This window comes from Escherichia sp. MOD1-EC6098 (genome assembly GCF_002965865.1).
Lineage (GTDB): Bacteria > Pseudomonadota > Gammaproteobacteria > Enterobacterales > Enterobacteriaceae > Escherichia > Escherichia marmotae.
In genome coordinates this window covers 1-18,011 of the sequence record NZ_PTSN01000005.1, presented here as the reverse complement: position 1 = coordinate 18,011, position 18,011 = coordinate 1, and the positions used below count along the sequence as shown (strand labels likewise).

The window sequence follows — 18,011 nt, the reverse complement described above, 5'->3', positions numbered from 1 at the left end:
GTTTCCCTGCCTAATCCCAGCCGGTCGATCACCCTCGCAGTAAAAGTAAAAAAGTGTCCATAACGTGGCGGAAACGGCAATGACTGGTTAGCATAAATCTATTACGCGGCATGACGCTGCATTGATGTATTTACACTTAGAGGAAGCGCTTGTGGAAAAAGCCAAACACGTTACCTGGCGGCTGTTGGCTGCCGGTGTCTGTCTGCTGACGGTCAGCAGCGTGGCGCGAGCCGACTCACTGGATGAGCAGCGTAGCCGCTACGCGCAAATCAAGCAGGCCTGGGATAATCGACAAATGGATGTGGTTGAGCAGATGATGCCATCCCTGAAGGATTATCCTCTTTATCCCTACCTGGAATACCGCCAGATTACCGATGACCTGATGAATCAACCGGCGGTCACGGTCACTAACTTTGTTCGCGCTAACCCCACGCTTCCTCCGGCTCGCACGCTGCAATCTCGTTTCGTCAATGAACTGGCGCGACGTGAAGACTGGCGCGGCCTGTTAGCTTTTAGTCCGGAAAAGCCAGGCACAACCGAAGCGCAATGTAATTACTACTATGCAAAATGGAATACCGGGCAGAGCGAAGAAGCCTGGCAGGGGGCGAAAGAGCTGTGGCTGACAGGAAAGAGCCAGCCTAACGCTTGTGACAAGTTATTTAGCGTCTGGCGCGCGTCCGGCAAACAAGATCCGCGGGCGTATTTAGAGCGTATCCGCCTGGCGATGAAGGCGGGTAATACCGGCCTGGTGACGGTGCTGGCAGGGCAGATGCCCGCCGATTACCAGACTATTTCTACGGCAATTATTTCACTGGCAAACAATCCCAATACGGTGCTGACTTTTGCACGAACGACCGGCGCGACTGATTTTACCCGTCAGATGGCCGCGGTGGCGTTTGCCAGTGTGGCGCGGCAGGATGTAGAAAACGCACGACTGATGATCCCTTCACTTGCCCAGGCACAACAGCTTAATGAAGATCAGATTCAGGAGCTACGTGATATCGTTGCCTGGCGTTTGATGGGCAACGATGTCACCGACGAACAGGCGAAGTGGCGTGATGATGCAATTATGCGTTCGCAATCCACGTCGTTGATTGAACGCCGTATAAGGATGGCACTTGGCACCGGCGACCGTTCGGGGCTGAATACATGGCTGGCGCGCTTGCCGATGGAAGCGAAAGAGAAAGATGAATGGCGCTACTGGCAGGCGGATTTGCTGCTGGAACGTGGGCGTGAAGCTGAAGCAAAAGAGATTTTGCATCAACTCATGCAACAGCGTGGCTTCTACCCAATGGTTGCTGCGCAGCGCATAGGCGAAGAGTATCAACTGAAGATTGATAAAGTGCCACAGAACGTCGATAGCGCCCTGACTCAGGGGGCGGAAATGGCGCGCGTGCGCGAGTTGATGTACTGGAACCTCGATAATACCGCCCGTAGCGAGTGGGCCAATCTGGTGAAGAGCAAGTCGAAAGCAGAGCAAGCGCAACTGGCGCGTTATGCTTTTAACAACCACTGGTGGGATCTCAGCGTTCAGGCGACGATTGCCGGGAAACTTTGGGATCATCTGGAAGAACGATTCCCACTGGCCTATAACGATCTCTTCGCACGTTACACTAACGACAAAGATATCCCGCAAAGCTATGCAATGGCGATTGCCCGTCAGGAGAGCGCCTGGAATCCGAAAGTGAAATCACCGGTAGGGGCCAGCGGGCTGATGCAGATTATGCCTGGTACGGCGACTCATACGGTGAAGATGTTCTCTATTCCTGGTTACAGCAGCCCGGCACAATTGCTTGATCCGGAAACGAACATCAACATTGGCACCAGCTATCTGCAATATGTTTATCAACAGTTCGGCAATAACCGTATTTTCTCATCCGCAGCATACAACGCCGGGCCGGGGCGGGTGCGCACCTGGCTTGGTAACAGCGCCGGGCGTATCGATGCGGTGGCATTTGTCGAGAGTATCCCATTCTCCGAGACGCGTGGTTATGTGAAGAACGTATTGGCTTATGACGCGTACTATCGCTATTTCATGGGCGATAAACCGACGTTGATGAGCGCCACGGAATGGGGGCGTCGTTACTGAACTGATCTGCACGTTTATGATATGCTATCGTACTCTTTAGCGAGTACAACCGGGGGAGGCATCAGGCTTCCCCCGCTAACAATGGCGACACACTATGGCCCAACAATCACCCTATTCAGCAGCGATGGCAGAACAGCGTCACCAGGAGTGGTTACGTTTTGTCGACCTGCTTAAGAATGCCTACGAAAACGATCTCCATTTACCGTTGTTAAACCTGATGCTGACGCCGGATGAGCGCGAAGCGTTAGGGACTCGTGTGCGTATTGTCGAAGAGTTATTGCGCGGTGAAATGAGTCAGCGCGAGTTAAAAAATGAACTCGGTGCGGGCATCGCGACGATTACGCGTGGATCTAACAGCCTGAAAGCGGCACCCGTCGAGCTACGTCAGTGGCTGGAAGGCGTGTTGCTGAAAAGCGATTGATTTTGTAGGCCTGATAAGACGCATCAGCGTCGCATCAGGCATCGTGCACCGAATGCCGGATGCGGCGTGAACGCCTTATCCGTCCTGCAATGGCTGATACACGGCATTATGAAACGGACTTAGCGCCAGGATCACCGCCTGGTGATAGACACTGGCGCGGGTGAGTTTCCCGGCGGTAAACACGCCGATCGCCCCTTCTTTACGACCAATCTCATCAATGCCGGTATAGCGCGACATTACTGGCCCAAGCGCCTCGCCCTCACGCACTTTTTCCAGAATCACCTCAGGCAACGGCAAGGTTGCCGAACGTGCTTCACCACGCTGGCTGGCGTTTTCAATTACCACCCAACTGAAGGTGCTGTCACCATCTATACCCGCTTCAATGGCCACCCAAAAATCAGCCTCTGGACGTAAACGGCGGGCATTTGCTACCCGATTTCGTGCGCCAGCGCGCGTTTCCTCACTACCAAAAGGCTGTTCCGGTACGCCGCTCTCGACGACAACGGATTCAATATGGCAGGATCCTTCGTCGAAGATCTCGTGAAATGCCTGCAGAATGGCCTGAATCTTAGCGGGGTTAGTGGTCGCACAGACAACATGGTGCATAATCAGGATTACTCAAAAAATTAACGTTAAAGCAGTATACGGAAAAAAAGCATGTTACAGGTATACCTTGTCCGCCACGGCGAAACGCAGTGGAACGCCGAGCGGCGTATTCAGGGCCAGTCTGACAGCCCGCTAACCGCAAAAGGTGAGCAACAGGCAATGCAGGTGGCGAGCCGTGCCAAAGAACTTGGCATCACCCACATTATCAGTAGCGATTTAGGTCGCACCCGGCGTACAGCGGAAATCATCGCCCAGGCTTGCGGTTGTGACATCATCCTTGATCCCCGCCTGCGTGAGTTAAATATGGGGGTGCTGGAAAAAAGACATATTGATTCTCTGACCGAAGAAGAAGAGAACTGGCGTCGCCAGTTAGTGAATGGCACCGTTGACGGGCGTATTCCTGAAGGCGAGTCAATGCAGGAACTGAGCGATCGCGTCAATGCCGCACTGGAATCTTGTCGGGATTTACCGCAGGGAAGTCGACCGCTGCTGGTGAGTCACGGTATCGCGCTGGGGTGTCTGGTGAGTACCATTCTGGGCTTACCGGCGTGGGCAGAACGCCGTTTACGCCTGCGTAACTGTTCTATTTCGCGCGTGGATTATCAGGAAAGCCTGTGGCTGGCGTCTGGCTGGGTTGTTGAAACTGCAGGGGACATCTCGCATCTGGACGCCCCTGCATTAGATGAGTTACAGCGTTAACGACGCACTGGAATCAGCAGTTCGCAGCGCAGATTAATTGGGCGATCTCCCGCTTTGGCATCTTCTGCCGGGTAGTATCGCTCAATATCCTGACCTTTACGGCGTGTCAGGTTGAGCATTGGCATGCATGTTCCGTATACCGTCAGGATAAACTCCTGCACGCCTGTTCCCAGACCTTCGTAGGTAAACATCACATATTCGCCGCCTTGCAACATCACTGGATGCCCGGTTAATACATAGCCGTCAGCCTGATCCTGGGCTAACGCAGTGGTGTAGAACACCTCTTGTTCGTCGTCTTTATCCTGGCTTGGGCGCGTTTCATTCAGACCGTAAAGTACTGGCGGAATAGAAGGCGAGTTGCCGAGAAAATCATGCCAGAACTGGTAGCGCATTTCGTGGCGGAAATCAGAGATTTGCTCCAGCGAGCAGGAGTAGCTCTGGGTAACACCAATCAGCGGCGTATCTTCCAGGGTGACAAATTTGTGTTCTGGCATAGTGAATTCACCCAGACGTAGCGGTGGGCGAATGCCAAAAGCACTCCATTCCGGGGAACGACGGTACAGCGCAGGTGTTTGAGCAAATTGCTTTTTAAATGCGCGGGTAAATGTCTGTTGAGAGTCGAAGCGGTACTGCAGCGCAATATCCAGAATCGGGCGCGCGGTCAGGCGTAGTGCTACCGCTGATTTCGACAAACGACGAGCACGAATATACGCGCCAATAGCATGGCCAGTGACATCTTTAAACATTCTCTGTAAGTGCCACTTGGAATAACCTGCTTTCGCCGCTACATTGTCGAGCGACAGGGGCTGATCCAGATGACCTTCCAGCCAGATTAAAAGGTCGCGAATAATGCCGGCCTGATCCATAAAATTTCCTCATCCTTTCAACAACGAGCACCTGACATCAGGTAATTGGATAATAGCATTTTTTGTTGTTTTAGCATTCAGTGTTTTTTTCTTAGTAGAGTATGTTTCAGGTCTTTACGGGAATAAAAGTATTGAGATTTTGTTCTTAATCAATATGTTATTTACCGTGACGAACTAATTGCTTAATGTAACTTATAAAAATGGTAACAATATGAAATACAAGCATTTGATCCTATCTTTAAGCCTGATAATGCTGGGGCCGTTGGCACATGCGGAAGAAATTGGTTCGGTTGATACCGTATTTAAAATGATCGGCCCGGATCACAAAATTGTCGTAGAAGCCTTCGACGATCCCGATGTAAAAAATGTCACCTGCTATGTGAGCCGGGCGAAAACGGGCGGTATTAAAGGCGGATTGGGGCTGGCGGAAGATACTTCCGACGCGGCTATTTCCTGCCAGCAAGTCGGACCGATTGAACTGTCAGAACGCATTAAAAAAGGCAAAGCCCAGGGCGAAGTGGTATTCAAGAAACGTACATCGCTGGTCTTTAAGTCGTTACAGGTCGTGCGCTTCTATGATGCCAAACGCAATGCGCTCGCCTATCTGGCTTACTCCGACAAAGTTGTCGATGGTTCACCGAAAAATGCCATCAGCGCCGTCCCTGTCATGCCGTGGCGACAATAACAGAGGCGATTTATGCAACGGGAAACGGTCTGGTTAGTAGAAGACGAGCAAGGGATAGCCGACACGCTGGTCTACATGTTGCAGCAGGAAGGTTTTGCCGTCGACGTTTTTGAGCGGGGCTTGCCGGTGCTCGATAAAGCGCGCCAGCGGGTTCCCGACGTTATTATTCTCGATGTTGGTCTGCCTGATATCAGCGGCTTTGAATTATGCCGCCAGTTGCTGGCGATCCATCCGGCGTTGCCTGTGCTGTTCCTGACGGCCCGTAGTGAAGAGGTCGATCGTCTGCTTGGGCTGGAAATTGGTGCTGACGACTACGTGGCTAAACCGTTTTCACCTCGCGAAGTGTGCGCCAGAGTGCGCACCTTGCTGCGTCGGGTGAAGAAATTTTCTACGCCGCCTCCCGTCATCCGTATTGGTCATTTTGAACTGAATGAACCTGCGGCGCAGATAAGCTGGTTTGACACGCCATTAACGCTGACGCGATACGAGTTTTTATTGCTGAAAACGTTACTCAAGTCGCCAGGCCGCGTCTGGTCACGCCAGCAATTGATGGATAGTGTCTGGGAAGACGCGCAGGACACTTACGATCGCACCGTCGATACCCACATTAAAACGCTGCGTGCCAAGCTGCGCTGCATCAATCCCGAGCTTTCACCGATTAATACCCACCGCGGCATGGGATACAGCCTGAGGAGTCTGTAATGCGCATCGGCATGCGACTGTTGCTGGGCTATTTTTTACTGGTAGCAGTGGCTGCCTGGTTCGTGCTGGCTATTTTTGTCAAAGAAGTTAAACCGGGCGTGCGAAGGGCGACGGAAGGGACGTTGATCGACACCGCAACGTTGCTGGCGGAGCTGGCGCGCCCTGATTTGCTCTCTGGCGATCCTGCGCATGGGCAATTGGCACAGGCGTTTGACCAACTACAAAATCGCCCGTTTCGCGCCAATATCGGCGGCATTCACAAAGTGCGCAACGAATACCATGTTTATATGACTGATGCACAGGGCAAAGTTTTGTTCGACTCGGCAAATAAAGCCGTTGGGCAGGATTACTCACGCTGGAATGATGTCTGGCTAACGTTGCGCGGTCAGTATGGCGCGCGCAGTACGTTGCAAAATCCCGCCGATCCCGAAAGTTCTGTGATGTATGTTGCTGCCCCCATTATGGACGGCTCGCGGCTTATTGGTGTTTTGAGCGTAGGCAAACCGAACGCGGCGATGGCGCCGGTGATTAAACGCAGCGAGCGGCGAATATTATGGGCGAGCGGCATTTTGCTGGGAATTGCACTGGTGATTGGTGCCGGAATGGTTTGGTGGATCAACCGCTCCATTGCCCGACTCACCCGTTATGCTGATTCCGTCACCGATAATAAACCCGTTCCGCTCCCTGATCTTGGCAGCAGCGAGTTGCGTAAGTTAGCGCAGGCGTTGGAAAGTATGCGCGTGAAGCTGGAAGGGAAAAACTATATTGAGCAGTATGTCTACGCGTTAACCCATGAGCTGAAAAGTCCGTTGGCGGCAATTCGTGGCGCGGCGGAAATCTTACGCGAAGGACCGCCACCGGAAGTGGTAGCCCGTTTTACCGACAATATTTTGACACAAAACGCGAGAATGCAGGCGCTGGTTGAAACGCTACTACGCCAGGCAAGACTGGAAAATCGTCAGGAGGTCGTTCTTTCTGCGGTTGATGTGGCGGCATTATTTCTCCGCGTCAGCGAAGCGCGCACCGTACAGTTGGCAGAAAAAAATATCACTCTGAATGTTATGCCCATCGAGGTTAACGTTGTTGCTGAACCGGCGTTGCTGGAACAGGCGCTGGGGAATTTACTGGATAACGCCATCGATTTTACCCCCGAGCATGGCTGTATAACGCTTAGTGCTGGGGTGGATCAGGAGCAAGTTACGCTTAACGTGCAGGATACCGGTAGCGGCATTCCTGACTACGCGCTGTCGCGTATTTTTGAACGCTTTTACTCTTTGCCGCGCGAGAATGGACAAAAAAGCAGTGGGTTGGGACTGGCGTTTGTCAGCGAAGTTGCCCGTTTGCTTAATGGTGAAGTCACACTGCGCAACGTGCCGCAAGGCGGCGTGCTGGCCTCGCTCCGACTTCACCGTCACTTCACATAACTTCAAATTCTTCCCACATAGCCTTCATACACTGCAGCCATTGCAAAGGAGAAGACTATGTTGAAATCCCCCCTGTTCTGGAAAATGGCCACTTTGTTTGGTGCCGTGTTGCTGCTGTTAATTCCATTAATGTTGATTCGGCAGGTGATTGTCGAACGTGCCGATTACCGTAGTGATGTTGAGGATGCAATTCGTCAAAGCACCAGTGGGTCGCAAAAGTTGGTCGGGCCGCTCATCGCTATCCCTGTAACTGAGCTTTATACGGTGCAGGAAGAAGAAAAAACCGTGGAGCGGAAACGAAGTTTTATCCATTTTTGGTTACCTGAGTCGTTGATGGTTGATGGCAATCAGAACGTGGAAGAACGGAAGATAGGCATTTATACCGGTCAGGTCTGGCACAGTGATTTAACGCTAAAAGCCGATTTTGACGTTTCGCGTCTTAGCGAACTCAACGCGCCCAATATCACCTTAGGCAAGCCGTTTATTGTGATTAGTGTAGGTGATGCGCGTGGCATTGGGGTGGTGAAAGCACCTGAACTTAACGGAATGACGCTGGCCATTGAACCCGGAACAGGGTTAGAGCAAGGCGGGCAGGGCGTGCATATTCCTTTAACCGAAGGGAACTGGCTGAAGCAGAACCTGAAGCTGAATATGGCGCTGAATTTAAGCGGAACAGGGAGCCTTTCCGTGGTGCCGACGGGGCGTAATAGCGAATTGACCTTAACCAGTAACTGGCCGCACCCCAGTTTTTTAGGTGATTTTTTGCCCGCAAAACGGGAGGTCAGCGAGACCGGTTTTCAGGCGCAATGGCAAAGTAGTTGGTTTGCCAATAACCTCGGTGAGCGTTTTGCTTCAGGCAATAATACCCGTTGGGACAATTTCCCGGCGTTTAGCGTCGCAGTCACTACGCCAGCCGATCAGTATCAATTAACGGACCGGGCGACCAAATACGCCATTTTGCTCATTGCGCTGACTTTTATGGCCTTCTTTGTTTTTGAAATGCTAACCGCACAACGTTTACACCCAATGCAATATTTGCTGGTGGGGTTGTCATTGGTGATGTTTTATTTACTCTTGCTGGCGTTTTCTGAACATACCGGTTTTACCGTGGCCTGGATAATCGCCAGCCTGATAGGGGCGTTAATGAACGGTGTTTACTTGCAGGCGGTATTAAAAGGTTGGCGCAACAGCATGTTGTTTACCCTGGCTTTGTTGTTGCTGGATGGTGTGATGTGGGGACTGCTGAATTCTGCCGATAGTGCGCTGTTGTTGGGGACGAGTGTGCTGGTGGTGGCGCTGGCAGGTATGATGTTTGTGACTCGCAATATCGACTGGTATGCGTTTTCAATGCCGAAAATGAAAATCAGTAAAGAAGTCACAACGGACGATGAGTTACGTATCTGGAAATAATGTTGGCTAATAAAAACGGCGCTAAAAAGCGCCGTTTTTTTGACGGTGGTAAAGCCGATTAATCTTCCAGATCACCGCAGAAGCGATAACCTTCACCGTGAATGGTGGCGATGATTTCCGGCGTATCCGGCGTAGATTCGAAATGTTTACGAATACGACGGATCGTCACGTCTACAGTACGGTCGTGTGGTTTCAGCTCACGGCCGGTCATTTTCTTCAGCAGTTCAGCACGGGACTGAATTTTGCCAGGGTTTTCACAGAAGTGAAGCATGGCGCGGAACTCGCTGCGCGGCAGTTTGTACTGCTCGCCATCAGGGCCGATCAACGAACGGCTGTTGATGTCCAGTTCCCAACCATTGAACTTGTAGCTTTCAACGCTACGGCGTTCTTCGCTGACAGTACCCAGATTCATGGTACGAGACAGCAGGTTGCGTGCACGGATAGTCAGTTCACGCGGGTTAAACGGTTTGGTGATGTAGTCATCTGCACCGATTTCGAGGCCGAGAATTTTATCGACTTCGTTGTCACGGCCAGTCAGGAACATCAACGCAACATTCGCCTGCTCGCGCAGTTCACGCGCTAACAGAAGACCGTTCTTACCCGGCAGATTGATATCCATGATCACCAGGTTGATGTCATATTCAGAGAGGATCTGATGCATTTCCGCGCCATCTGTCGCTTCGAAAACATCATAGCCTTCCGCTTCGAAAATACTTTTCAACGTGTTGCGTGTTACCAACTCGTCTTCAACGATAAGAATGTGCGGGGTCTGCATGTTTGCTACCTAAATTGCCAACTAAATCGAAACAGGAAGTACAAAAGTCCCTGACCTACCTGATACATGCTGCAAATTAACATGATCGGCGTAACATGACTAAAGTACGTAATTGCGTTCTTGATGCACTTTCCATCAACGTCAACAACATCATTAGCTTGGTCGTGGGTACTTTCCCTCAGGACCCGACAGTGTCAAAAACGGCTGTCATCCTAACCATTTTAACAGCGACATAACAGGCTAAGACGTGCCGGACACCCAATAAAACTACGCTTCGTTGACATATATCAAGTTCAATTGTAGCACGTTAACAGTTTGATGAAATCATCGTATCCAAATGCTAGCTTTCGTCACATTATTTTAATAATCCAACTAGTTGCATCATACAACTAATAAACGTGGTGAATCCAATTGTCGAGATTTATTTTTTATAAAATTATCCTAAGTAAACAGAAAGATATGTAGCGTTTTTTAACAATTAAACGGTTAGTACAGTCAGGAAATAGTTTAGCTTTTTTTAAGCTAAGTAAAGGGCTTTTTCTGCGACTTGCGTTAATATTTTGTAAATTCTCTCCGCGCAGTAAGTTGACATTCATCACCCTGTTCGCGGTTATTTGGTCAAGAAGAGTAGCAACATGCGTATAACGATTATTCTGGTCGCACCCGCCAGAGCAGAAAATATAGGTGCAGCGGCGCGGGCAATGAAAACAATGGGATTTAGCGAACTGCGCATTGTCGATAGCCAGGCCCATCTGGAGCCCGCCACCCGCTGGGTTGCACATGGCTCCGGTGATGTTATTGATAATATTAAAGTTTTCCCAACACTGGCTGAATCTTTACACGATGTCGACTTTACTGTCGCCACCACTGCGCGTAGCCGGGCGAAATATCATTACTATGCGACGCCGGTGGAACTGGTGCCGTTGTTGGAGGAAAAATCGACGTGGATGAATCATGTGGCGTTGGTATTTGGCCGGGAAGATTCCGGTCTGACAAACGAAGAACTGGCGCTGGCTGATATTCTTACTGGCGTGCCGATGGTGGCAGATTACCCTTCGCTTAATCTGGGGCAGGCGGTGATGGTTTATTGCTATCAATTAGCAACATTAATACAACAACCGACGAAAAGTGACGCAACGGCAGACCAACATCAACTGCGTGCTTTACGCGAACGAGTCATGTCGTTGTTAACGACGTTAGCGGTGGCAGATGACACAAAACTGATCGACTGGTTACAACAACGCCTGGGACTTTTAGAGCAACGAGACACCGCAATGTTGCACCGTTTGCTGCATGATATTGAAAAAAATATCACCAAATAAAAAACTGTAGGGAATGTTATCTTTAGGTTTTAATTCTGACTGCAACGGGAAATATGTCTCAGTGTGGATTAAAAAAAGAGCACTTGCCAGCAGCTTATGGACGGGTAGCCTTCCGTGAGTAAATTAAAATTTTATTGACTTAGGTCACTAAATACTTTAACCAATATAGGCATAGCGCACAGACAGATAAAAATTACAGAGTACACAACATCCATGAAACGCATCAGCACCACCATTACCACCACCATCACCATTACCACAGGTAACGGTGCGGGCTGACGCGTACAGGAAACACAGAAAAAAGCCCGCACCTGACAGTGCGGGCTTTTTTTTCGACCAAAGGTAACGAGGTAACAACCATGCGAGTGTTGAAGTTCGGCGGTACATCAGTGGCAAATGCAGAACGTTTTCTGCGGGTTGCCGATATTCTGGAGAGCAATGCCAGGCAGGGGCAGGTGGCTACCGTCCTCTCTGCCCCCGCCAAAATTACCAACCATCTGGTGGCGATGATTGAAAAAACCATTAGCGGCCAGGATGCTTTACCCAATATCAGCGATGCCGAACGTATTTTTGCCGAACTTCTGACTGGACTCGCCGCCGCCCAGCCGGGATTCCCGCTGGCGCAACTGAAAACGTTTGTCGATCAAGAATTTGCCCAAATTAAGCATGTCCTGCACGGTATTAGCCTGCTGGGACAATGTCCGGACAGCATCAACGCTGCGCTTATCTGCCGTGGTGAAAAAATGTCGATCGCTATTATGGCCGGTGTACTGGAAGCGCGCGGTCACAACGTTACCGTTATCGATCCGGTCGAAAAACTGCTGGCAGTCGGTCATTACCTCGAATCTACCGTCGATATTGCCGAATCTACCCGCCGTATTGCTGCAAGCCGCATTCCGGCTGACCACATGGTGCTGATGGCTGGTTTCACCGCCGGTAACGAAAAAGGCGAACTGGTGGTGCTGGGGCGCAATGGTTCCGACTACTCCGCTGCGGTACTGGCGGCTTGTTTACGCGCCGATTGCTGCGAGATCTGGACGGACGTTGACGGTGTTTATACCTGCGACCCGCGTCAGGTGCCCGATGCGAGGTTGTTGAAGTCGATGTCCTATCAGGAAGCGATGGAGCTTTCTTACTTCGGCGCTAAAGTTCTTCATCCTCGCACCATTACCCCTATCGCCCAGTTCCAGATCCCTTGCCTGATTAAAAACACCGGAAACCCACAAGCGCCCGGTACGCTTATTGGCGCCAGCCGTGACGAAGACGAACTACCGGTAAAAGGGATTTCCAATCTGAATAATATGGCGATGTTCAGCGTGTCCGGTCCAGGAATGAAGGGGATGGTTGGCATGGCGGCGCGTGTGTTTGCTGCAATGTCACGTGCCAGAATTTCGGTGGTGCTGATTACCCAATCGTCTTCCGAATACAGTATCAGTTTCTGCGTTCCACAAAGCGACTGTGCACGCGCTGAACGGGCGATGCAGGAAGAGTTCTACCTTGAACTGAAAGAAGGTTTACTGGAGCCGCTGGCGGTCACTGAACGGCTGGCAATAATTTCGGTGGTGGGTGATGGTATGCGCACCTTGCGTGGGATCTCAGCGAAATTCTTTGCCGCGCTGGCTCGCGCCAATATCAATATTGTCGCCATTGCCCAGGGGTCTTCTGAACGCTCAATCTCCGTGGTGGTAAATAACGATGACGCGACGACGGGTGTGCGTGTAACCCACCAGATGCTGTTCAATACCGATCAGGTTATCGAAGTCTTTGTGATTGGCGTCGGTGGCGTTGGCGGTGCGCTGCTGGAGCAACTGAAGCGTCAGCAAAGCTGGCTGAAGAACAAACATATCGACTTACGTGTCTGCGGCGTTGCCAACTCGAAGGCGTTGCTGACCAATGTGCATGGCCTTAACTTGGAAAACTGGCAGGAAGAACTGGCGCAAGCCAAAGAGCCGTTTAATCTCGGGCGTTTAATTCGCCTAGTGAAAGAATATCATCTGTTGAACCCGGTGATTGTCGACTGCACCTCCAGCCAGGCGGTGGCGGATCAATATGCCGACTTCCTGCGTGAAGGTTTCCACGTGGTGACGCCGAATAAAAAGGCCAACACCTCGTCGATGGATTACTACCATCAGTTGCGTTACGCGGCGGAAAAATCACGGCGTAAATTCCTCTACGACACCAATGTCGGTGCGGGATTGCCGGTTATTGAGAACTTGCAAAACTTGCTCAGCGCTGGCGATGAATTGATGAAATTCTCCGGCATTCTTTCTGGCTCGCTCTCGTTTATCTTCGGCAAGTTAGATGAAGGTATGAGCTTCTCTGAAGCGACCACGCTGGCGCGGGAAATGGGTTATACCGAACCGGATCCGCGAGATGACCTGTCCGGTATGGATGTGGCGCGTAAGCTGTTGATTCTCGCCCGTGAAACCGGGCGTGAACTGGAACTGGCGGATATTGAAATCGAACCTGTGCTGCCAGCCGGGTTTAACGCTGAGGGTGATGTTGCGGCTTTTATGGCGAACCTGTCACAGCTTGACGATCTCTTTGCCGCACGCGTGGCGAAGGCTCGTGATGAAGGCAAAGTTTTGCGCTATGTTGGCAACATTGATGAAGATGGTGTCTGCCGCGTGAAGATTGCTGAAGTGGATGGTAACGATCCGCTGTTCAAAGTGAAAAACGGCGAAAACGCATTAGCCTTCTATAGCCACTATTATCAGCCGCTGCCGCTGGTTTTGCGCGGTTACGGCGCGGGCAATGATGTTACGGCTGCCGGTGTCTTTGCCGATCTGCTACGCACCCTCTCATGGAAGTTAGGAGTCTGAAATGGTTAAAGTTTATGCTCCGGCTTCCAGTGCCAATATGAGCGTCGGGTTTGATGTGCTCGGCGCGGCGGTAACGCCTGTTGATGGCGAATTGCTTGGGGATGTGGTGACGGTTGAGGTGGCAGAGGCATTCAGTCTCAACAACCTCGGACAGTTTGCCGACAAACTACCGTCAGAACCGCGAGAAAATATCGTTTATCAGTGCTGGGAGCGTTTTTGCCAGGAACTGGGCAAGCAAATTCCAGTGGCGATGACCCTGGAAAAGAATATGCCGATCGGTTCTGGCTTAGGTTCCAGCGCCTGTTCAGTGGTCGCGGCACTGGTCGCGATGAATGAGCACTGTGGCAAGCCGCTCAACGATACCCGCCTGTTGGCCTTGATGGGCGAGCTGGAAGGGCGTATTTCTGGCAGCATTCATTACGACAATGTGGCTCCGTGCTTTCTTGGCGGTATGCAGTTGATGATCGAAGAAAACGGCATCATCAGCCAGCAGGTGCCGGGGTTTGATGAGTGGTTGTGGGTGCTGGCGTATCCGGGGATTAAAGTCTCGACGGCAGAAGCTCGGGCTATTTTACCGGCGCAGTACCGCCGTCAGGATTGCATTGCTCACGGGCGGCATCTGGCGGGCTTCATTCACGCCTGCTATTCCCGTCAGCCTGAGCTTGCCGCGAAGCTGATGAAAGATGTTATCGCTGAACCCTACCGTGAACGTTTACTGCCGGGCTTCAGGCAGGCACGGCAGGCGGTAGCGGAAATCGGCGCAGTAGCGAGCGGTATCTCCGGCTCTGGCCCGACCTTGTTCGCTCTGTGTGACAAGCCGGATACCGCCCAACGCGTTGCTGACTGGTTGGGTAAGAACTACCTGCAAAATCAGGAAGGTTTTGTTCATATTTGCCGGCTGGATACGGCGGGCGCACGAGTACTGGAAAACTAAATGAAACTCTACAATCTGAAAGATCACAACGAACAGGTCAGCTTTGCGCAAGCCGTAACGCAGGGGTTGGGTAAAAATCAGGGGCTATTTTTTCCGCACGATCTACCGGAATTTAGTCTGACCGAAATTGATGAGATGCTGAAGCTGGATTTCGTTACCCGCAGCGCGAAGATCCTCTCAGCGTTTATTGGTGATGAGATCCCGCAGGACGCACTGGAAGAGCGCGTGCGTGCAGCGTTTGCATTCCCGGCTCCGGTTGCCAAAGTTACAAGCGATGTCGGTTGCCTGGAACTGTTCCACGGGCCAACGCTGGCATTTAAAGATTTCGGCGGTCGCTTTATGGCGCAAATGCTGACTCATATTGCGGGCGATAAACCGGTGACTATTCTGACCGCGACCTCCGGCGATACCGGGGCGGCAGTGGCTCACGCGTTCTATGGTTTACCGAATGTAAAAGTGGTTATCCTCTATCCGCGCGGCAAAATCAGCCCACTGCAAGAAAAACTGTTCTGTACATTAGGTGGCAACATTGAAACTGTCGCTATCGACGGCGATTTCGATGCCTGTCAGGCACTGGTGAAGCAGGCGTTTGATGATGAAGAGCTGAAAGTGGCGCTTGGGCTGAACTCAGCTAACTCCATTAATATCAGCCGGTTGCTGGCGCAGATTTGCTACTACTTTGAGGCTGTGGCGCAGTTGCCGCAGGAGGCGCGGAACCAGTTGGTTGTCTCGGTGCCAAGCGGTAACTTCGGTGATTTAACTGCAGGTCTGCTGGCAAAATCTCTCGGTCTGCCGGTGAAGCGTTTTATCGCTGCCACTAACGTTAACGATACAGTGCCGCGTTTCCTGCACGACGGGCAGTGGTCGCCAAAAGCCACCCAGGCGACATTATCCAATGCGATGGATGTTAGCCAGCCGAATAACTGGCCGCGTGTGGAAGAGTTGTTCCGCCGCAAAATTTGGCAATTGAAGGAGTTGGGCTATGCGGCGGTGGATGATGAATCGACCCGGCAGACGATGCGCGAATTAAAAGATCTGGGATATACCTCAGAACCGCATGCTGCCGTGGCTTACCGTGCGCTGCGTGACCAGCTTCACCCAGGCGAATATGGTCTGTTCCTCGGCACCGCGCATCCGGCGAAATTTAAAGAGAGCGTGGAGGTAATTCTTGGTGAAACGCTGGAGCTGCCAAAAGAGCTGGCAGAACGTGCTGATTTACCGCTGCTTTCTCATAATCTGCCCGCTGATTTTGCCGCGCTGCGCAAGCTGATGATGAATCATAAGTAGTATCCATTAATTTCCTGAAAATGGCCGGGCTTGCGTTTATGCAGTTCGGCTTTTTTGTGGAGAAAATATGAGAAAAATCGACAGAAAAAAAGGAGAAATTTTCAATAAATGCGGTAACTTAGCTCTTTTAATTGTAGAGAATGACAACGGGGATTCTTTTACCGTAAGCTCCGGATATCGGCCCATAACTGGCAATGATAAAAGGAGTCACCTGTGAAAAAGATGCAATCTATCCTGCTCGCACTTTCCCTGATTCTGGTCGCTCCTATGGCAGCGCAGGCAGAGGAAATAATGCTAGTACCATCAGTGAAATTACAGATTGGCGATCGCGATCATCGCGGTTACTACTGGGATGGCGGTTACTGGCGTGACCATAACTGGTGGTATAGAAATTACGAATGGCGAGATAATCGCTGGCACCCACACGGATCGCAGCCGCACCATAATTGGTATAATGATCATCGAAATGATCACCGCGGAGATCATCGAAACGATCACGGCGGCGATCATCGTCCAGGTCCGGACAGACACCATCGGTAAACATAACTGCCGGATGACCTCCGGCATTTGAGACTGATGACAAACGCAAAATTGCCTGATGCGCTACACTTATCAGGCCTACGTGATCTCTACAATATATTGAATCTGCATGCTTTTGTAGGCCGGATAAGGCGTTTACGCCGTATCCGGCATTTACTGCAAACTTAACGCAGCTCGTAGCGTTTAAACACCAGTTCGCTATTGCTGGAGGTGGCTTCATCAAAGAAGTAACCTTCACGATTAAAGCCAGTCAGTTGTTCTGGTTTGGTCAGGCGATTCTCAATAATAAAACGACTCATCAGGCCGCGCGCTTTCTTAGCGTAGAAACTAATAACCTTAAACTTGCCGTTCTTCTCATCGAGGAACACCGGCTTGATAATCTCAGCATTCAGTTTCTTCGGTTTCACTGATTTAAAATACTCATCTGACGCCAGGTTAATTACTACCTGATCGCCTTGCGCTTCGAGCGCCTCGTTCAGCTTGTTGGTGATCACATCACCCCAGAATTGGTACAGATCTTTGCCCCGGGCGTTCTCAAGACGGATCCCCATTTCCAGACGGTATGGCTGCATTAAATCGAGTGGACGCAGTACGCCATACAAACCGGAAAGCATACGCAGATGCTGCTGGGCAAAAGCGAAATCTTCTTCGCTGAAGGTTTCGGCCTGCAAACCGGTATAGACATCGCCTTTGAACGCCAGAATCGCCTGCCGGGCATTCTCCGGCGTGAAATCTGGCTGCCAGTCATGAAAGCGAGCGGCGTTGATACCCGCCAGTTTGTCGCTGATATGCATCAGCGTGCTAATCTGCGGGGGTGTCAGCTTCCGCGCTTCGTGAATAAGCTGCTGTGAGTGATCTAACAGCTCCGGCAACGTATAGCGCGTGGTAGCCAACGGGCTTTGATAATCAAGCGTTTTCGCAGGTGAAATCAGAATCAGCATATCCAGTCCTTGCAGGAAATTTACAGCGACTGTAGCAAAAAATGCGGATGAATTGATCGATAGTTGTGATTAGTCCTGCGAAACATCATCCCACGTATCAGGTGCGAGTTGCTGGCCGATGTCCGGGTAGCGCAGCGGATCAAACATCGGGCGTATGCCGAGTTTACGCTGGCGCAGATAATCACTGGCAATGGTATGCACTACCGGAGAGAGCAGCAAAATAGCGGTCAGATTAGTGATCGCCATACACGCCATAATAATATCAGCCAGTTGCCACATCATGGGGAGGCTAAGTAGCGTGCCACCAATCACGGTGGCAAAGATGCAGATACGCAGACACCAGATCGCTTTAGTGTTGTTCATCGATAGGAATTTAAAACCCGGAAAGATCGAAAAAACACCAGAAAGCGAATCACCGGGCGACATCTCACGCGTCTTATATTATTTGTATTGTCGATTAAAACGCATTGATTGATTGGAGTTGGGTA

The 18,011-nt window shown here is 51.1% G+C and carries 18 protein-coding genes, 1 pseudogene and 1 other annotated feature; of the genes and pseudogenes, 14 read left to right on the top strand and 5 right to left on the bottom strand.

Translation table 11 applies throughout. The features are described 5' to 3' along the window. Positions 1 to 151 precede the first annotated feature (151 nt). Positions 152 to 2,089: a murein transglycosylase gene (gene sltY, locus C0K55_RS07435; RefSeq protein ID WP_000409422.1), complete on the top strand. Its 1,938-nt coding sequence runs from the start codon at positions 152 to 154 to the stop codon at positions 2,087 to 2,089. Between the two features lie 94 nt (positions 2,090 to 2,183). Beyond that, positions 2,184 to 2,510, top strand: a complete 327-nt coding sequence (gene trpR / locus C0K55_RS07430; RefSeq protein WP_000068671.1) for a trp operon repressor — start codon at positions 2,184 to 2,186, stop codon at positions 2,508 to 2,510. A gap of 75 nt (positions 2,511 to 2,585) precedes the next feature. Here trpR and yjjX read toward each other — a convergent pair whose 3' ends face one another. After that, entirely contained in the window at positions 2,586 to 3,116 is a 531-nt protein-coding gene (yjjX, locus tag C0K55_RS07425; protein ID WP_000546619.1) for an inosine/xanthosine triphosphatase, read from the bottom strand. Between the two features lie 51 nt (positions 3,117 to 3,167). On the opposite strand from yjjX, the gene gpmB reads away from it, so the two are divergent. After that, a complete protein-coding gene (gpmB, locus tag C0K55_RS07420) occupies positions 3,168 to 3,815 on the top strand; it encodes a 2,3-diphosphoglycerate-dependent phosphoglycerate mutase GpmB (protein ID WP_000942336.1) in 648 nt (215 codons plus the stop codon). On the opposite strand, the gene robA is transcribed toward gpmB, so the two are convergent. Beyond that, on the bottom strand, positions 3,812 to 4,681 hold the full coding sequence (gene robA / locus C0K55_RS07415; RefSeq protein WP_000371670.1) for an MDR efflux pump AcrAB transcriptional activator RobA: 870 nt from the start codon (positions 4,679 to 4,681) through the stop codon (positions 3,812 to 3,814). The genes gpmB and robA overlap by 4 nt on opposite strands. A gap of 211 nt (positions 4,682 to 4,892) precedes the next feature. Between robA and creA the strand changes: the two genes are divergently transcribed. From creA to creD, 4 genes are read left to right on the top strand one after another with little or no spacing between them, the layout of a single operon-like run. Further along, positions 4,893 to 5,366, top strand: a complete 474-nt coding sequence (creA, locus tag C0K55_RS07410) for a protein CreA (RefSeq protein ID WP_061091149.1) — start codon at positions 4,893 to 4,895, stop codon at positions 5,364 to 5,366. Positions 5,367 to 5,378: 12 nt separating this feature from the next. Beyond that, positions 5,379 to 6,068, top strand: coding sequence for a two-component system response regulator CreB (creB, locus tag C0K55_RS07405; protein ID WP_001188652.1), 690 nt, complete (start codon positions 5,379 to 5,381; stop codon positions 6,066 to 6,068). After that, positions 6,068 to 7,492, top strand: coding sequence for a two-component system sensor histidine kinase CreC (creC, locus tag C0K55_RS07400; protein WP_105266921.1), 1,425 nt, complete (start codon positions 6,068 to 6,070; stop codon positions 7,490 to 7,492). The genes creB and creC overlap by 1 nt, the downstream gene beginning before the upstream one ends. A 57-nt stretch (positions 7,493 to 7,549) precedes the next feature. Further along, the gene (gene creD, locus C0K55_RS07395) at positions 7,550 to 8,902 is read left to right on the top strand and encodes a cell envelope integrity protein CreD (protein ID WP_105266920.1); all 1,353 of its coding nucleotides are present in this window, start codon (positions 7,550 to 7,552) and stop codon (positions 8,900 to 8,902) included. Positions 8,903 to 8,960: 58 nt separating this feature from the next. On the opposite strand, the gene arcA is transcribed toward creD, so the two are convergent. Then, a complete protein-coding gene (arcA, locus tag C0K55_RS07390) occupies positions 8,961 to 9,677 on the bottom strand; it encodes a two-component system response regulator ArcA (RefSeq protein ID WP_001194358.1) in 717 nt (238 codons plus the stop codon). Between the two features lie 95 nt (positions 9,678 to 9,772). Here arcA and yjjY point away from each other — a divergent pair, with 95 nt between their 5' ends. From yjjY to C0K55_RS07355, 7 genes are all read left to right on the top strand, one after another. Beyond that, on the top strand, positions 9,773 to 9,913 hold the full coding sequence (yjjY, locus tag C0K55_RS07385) for a protein YjjY (protein ID WP_001303782.1): 141 nt from the start codon (positions 9,773 to 9,775) through the stop codon (positions 9,911 to 9,913). Positions 9,914 to 10,312: 399 nt separating this feature from the next. Beyond that, on the top strand, positions 10,313 to 10,999 hold the full coding sequence (locus C0K55_RS07380; protein ID WP_001517710.1) for a tRNA/rRNA methyltransferase: 687 nt from the start codon (positions 10,313 to 10,315) through the stop codon (positions 10,997 to 10,999). 213 nt (positions 11,000 to 11,212) lie between these two features. Continuing rightward, a complete protein-coding gene (gene thrL / locus C0K55_RS07375) occupies positions 11,213 to 11,278 on the top strand; it encodes a thr operon leader peptide (protein ID WP_001386572.1) in 66 nt (21 codons plus the stop codon). After that, positions 11,214 to 11,333: a sequence feature (Thr leader region), on the top strand. Its footprint overlaps the gene before it by 65 nt. 25 nt (positions 11,334 to 11,358) lie before the next feature. Further along, complete coding sequence (gene thrA / locus C0K55_RS07370; protein WP_010378218.1) at positions 11,359 to 13,821, top strand: bifunctional aspartate kinase/homoserine dehydrogenase I; 2,463 nt, start codon at positions 11,359 to 11,361, stop codon at positions 13,819 to 13,821. Position 13,822: 1 nt separating this feature from the next. Continuing rightward, positions 13,823 to 14,755, top strand: a complete 933-nt coding sequence (gene thrB, locus C0K55_RS07365; RefSeq protein WP_105266919.1) for a homoserine kinase — start codon at positions 13,823 to 13,825, stop codon at positions 14,753 to 14,755. Continuing rightward, on the top strand, positions 14,756 to 16,042 hold the full coding sequence (gene thrC / locus C0K55_RS07360) for a threonine synthase (protein WP_000781035.1): 1,287 nt from the start codon (positions 14,756 to 14,758) through the stop codon (positions 16,040 to 16,042). A 213-nt stretch (positions 16,043 to 16,255) separates the two neighbouring features. Next, the gene (locus tag C0K55_RS07355) at positions 16,256 to 16,582 is read left to right on the top strand and encodes a DUF2502 domain-containing protein (protein WP_032159450.1); all 327 of its coding nucleotides are present in this window, start codon (positions 16,256 to 16,258) and stop codon (positions 16,580 to 16,582) included. 164 nt (positions 16,583 to 16,746) lie between these two features. Here C0K55_RS07355 and yaaA read toward each other — a convergent pair whose 3' ends face one another. Then, positions 16,747 to 17,523 (bottom strand): peroxide stress protein YaaA, encoded by a 777-nt coding sequence (yaaA, locus tag C0K55_RS07350; protein WP_000906159.1) that lies wholly within the window; start codon positions 17,521 to 17,523, stop codon positions 16,747 to 16,749. 69 nt (positions 17,524 to 17,592) lie between these two features. Further along, positions 17,593 to 17,895 (bottom strand): annotated as a pseudogene (locus C0K55_RS07345) (alanine:cation symporter family protein); the annotation flags it as partial. Positions 17,896 to 18,011: the final 116 nt, after the last annotated feature.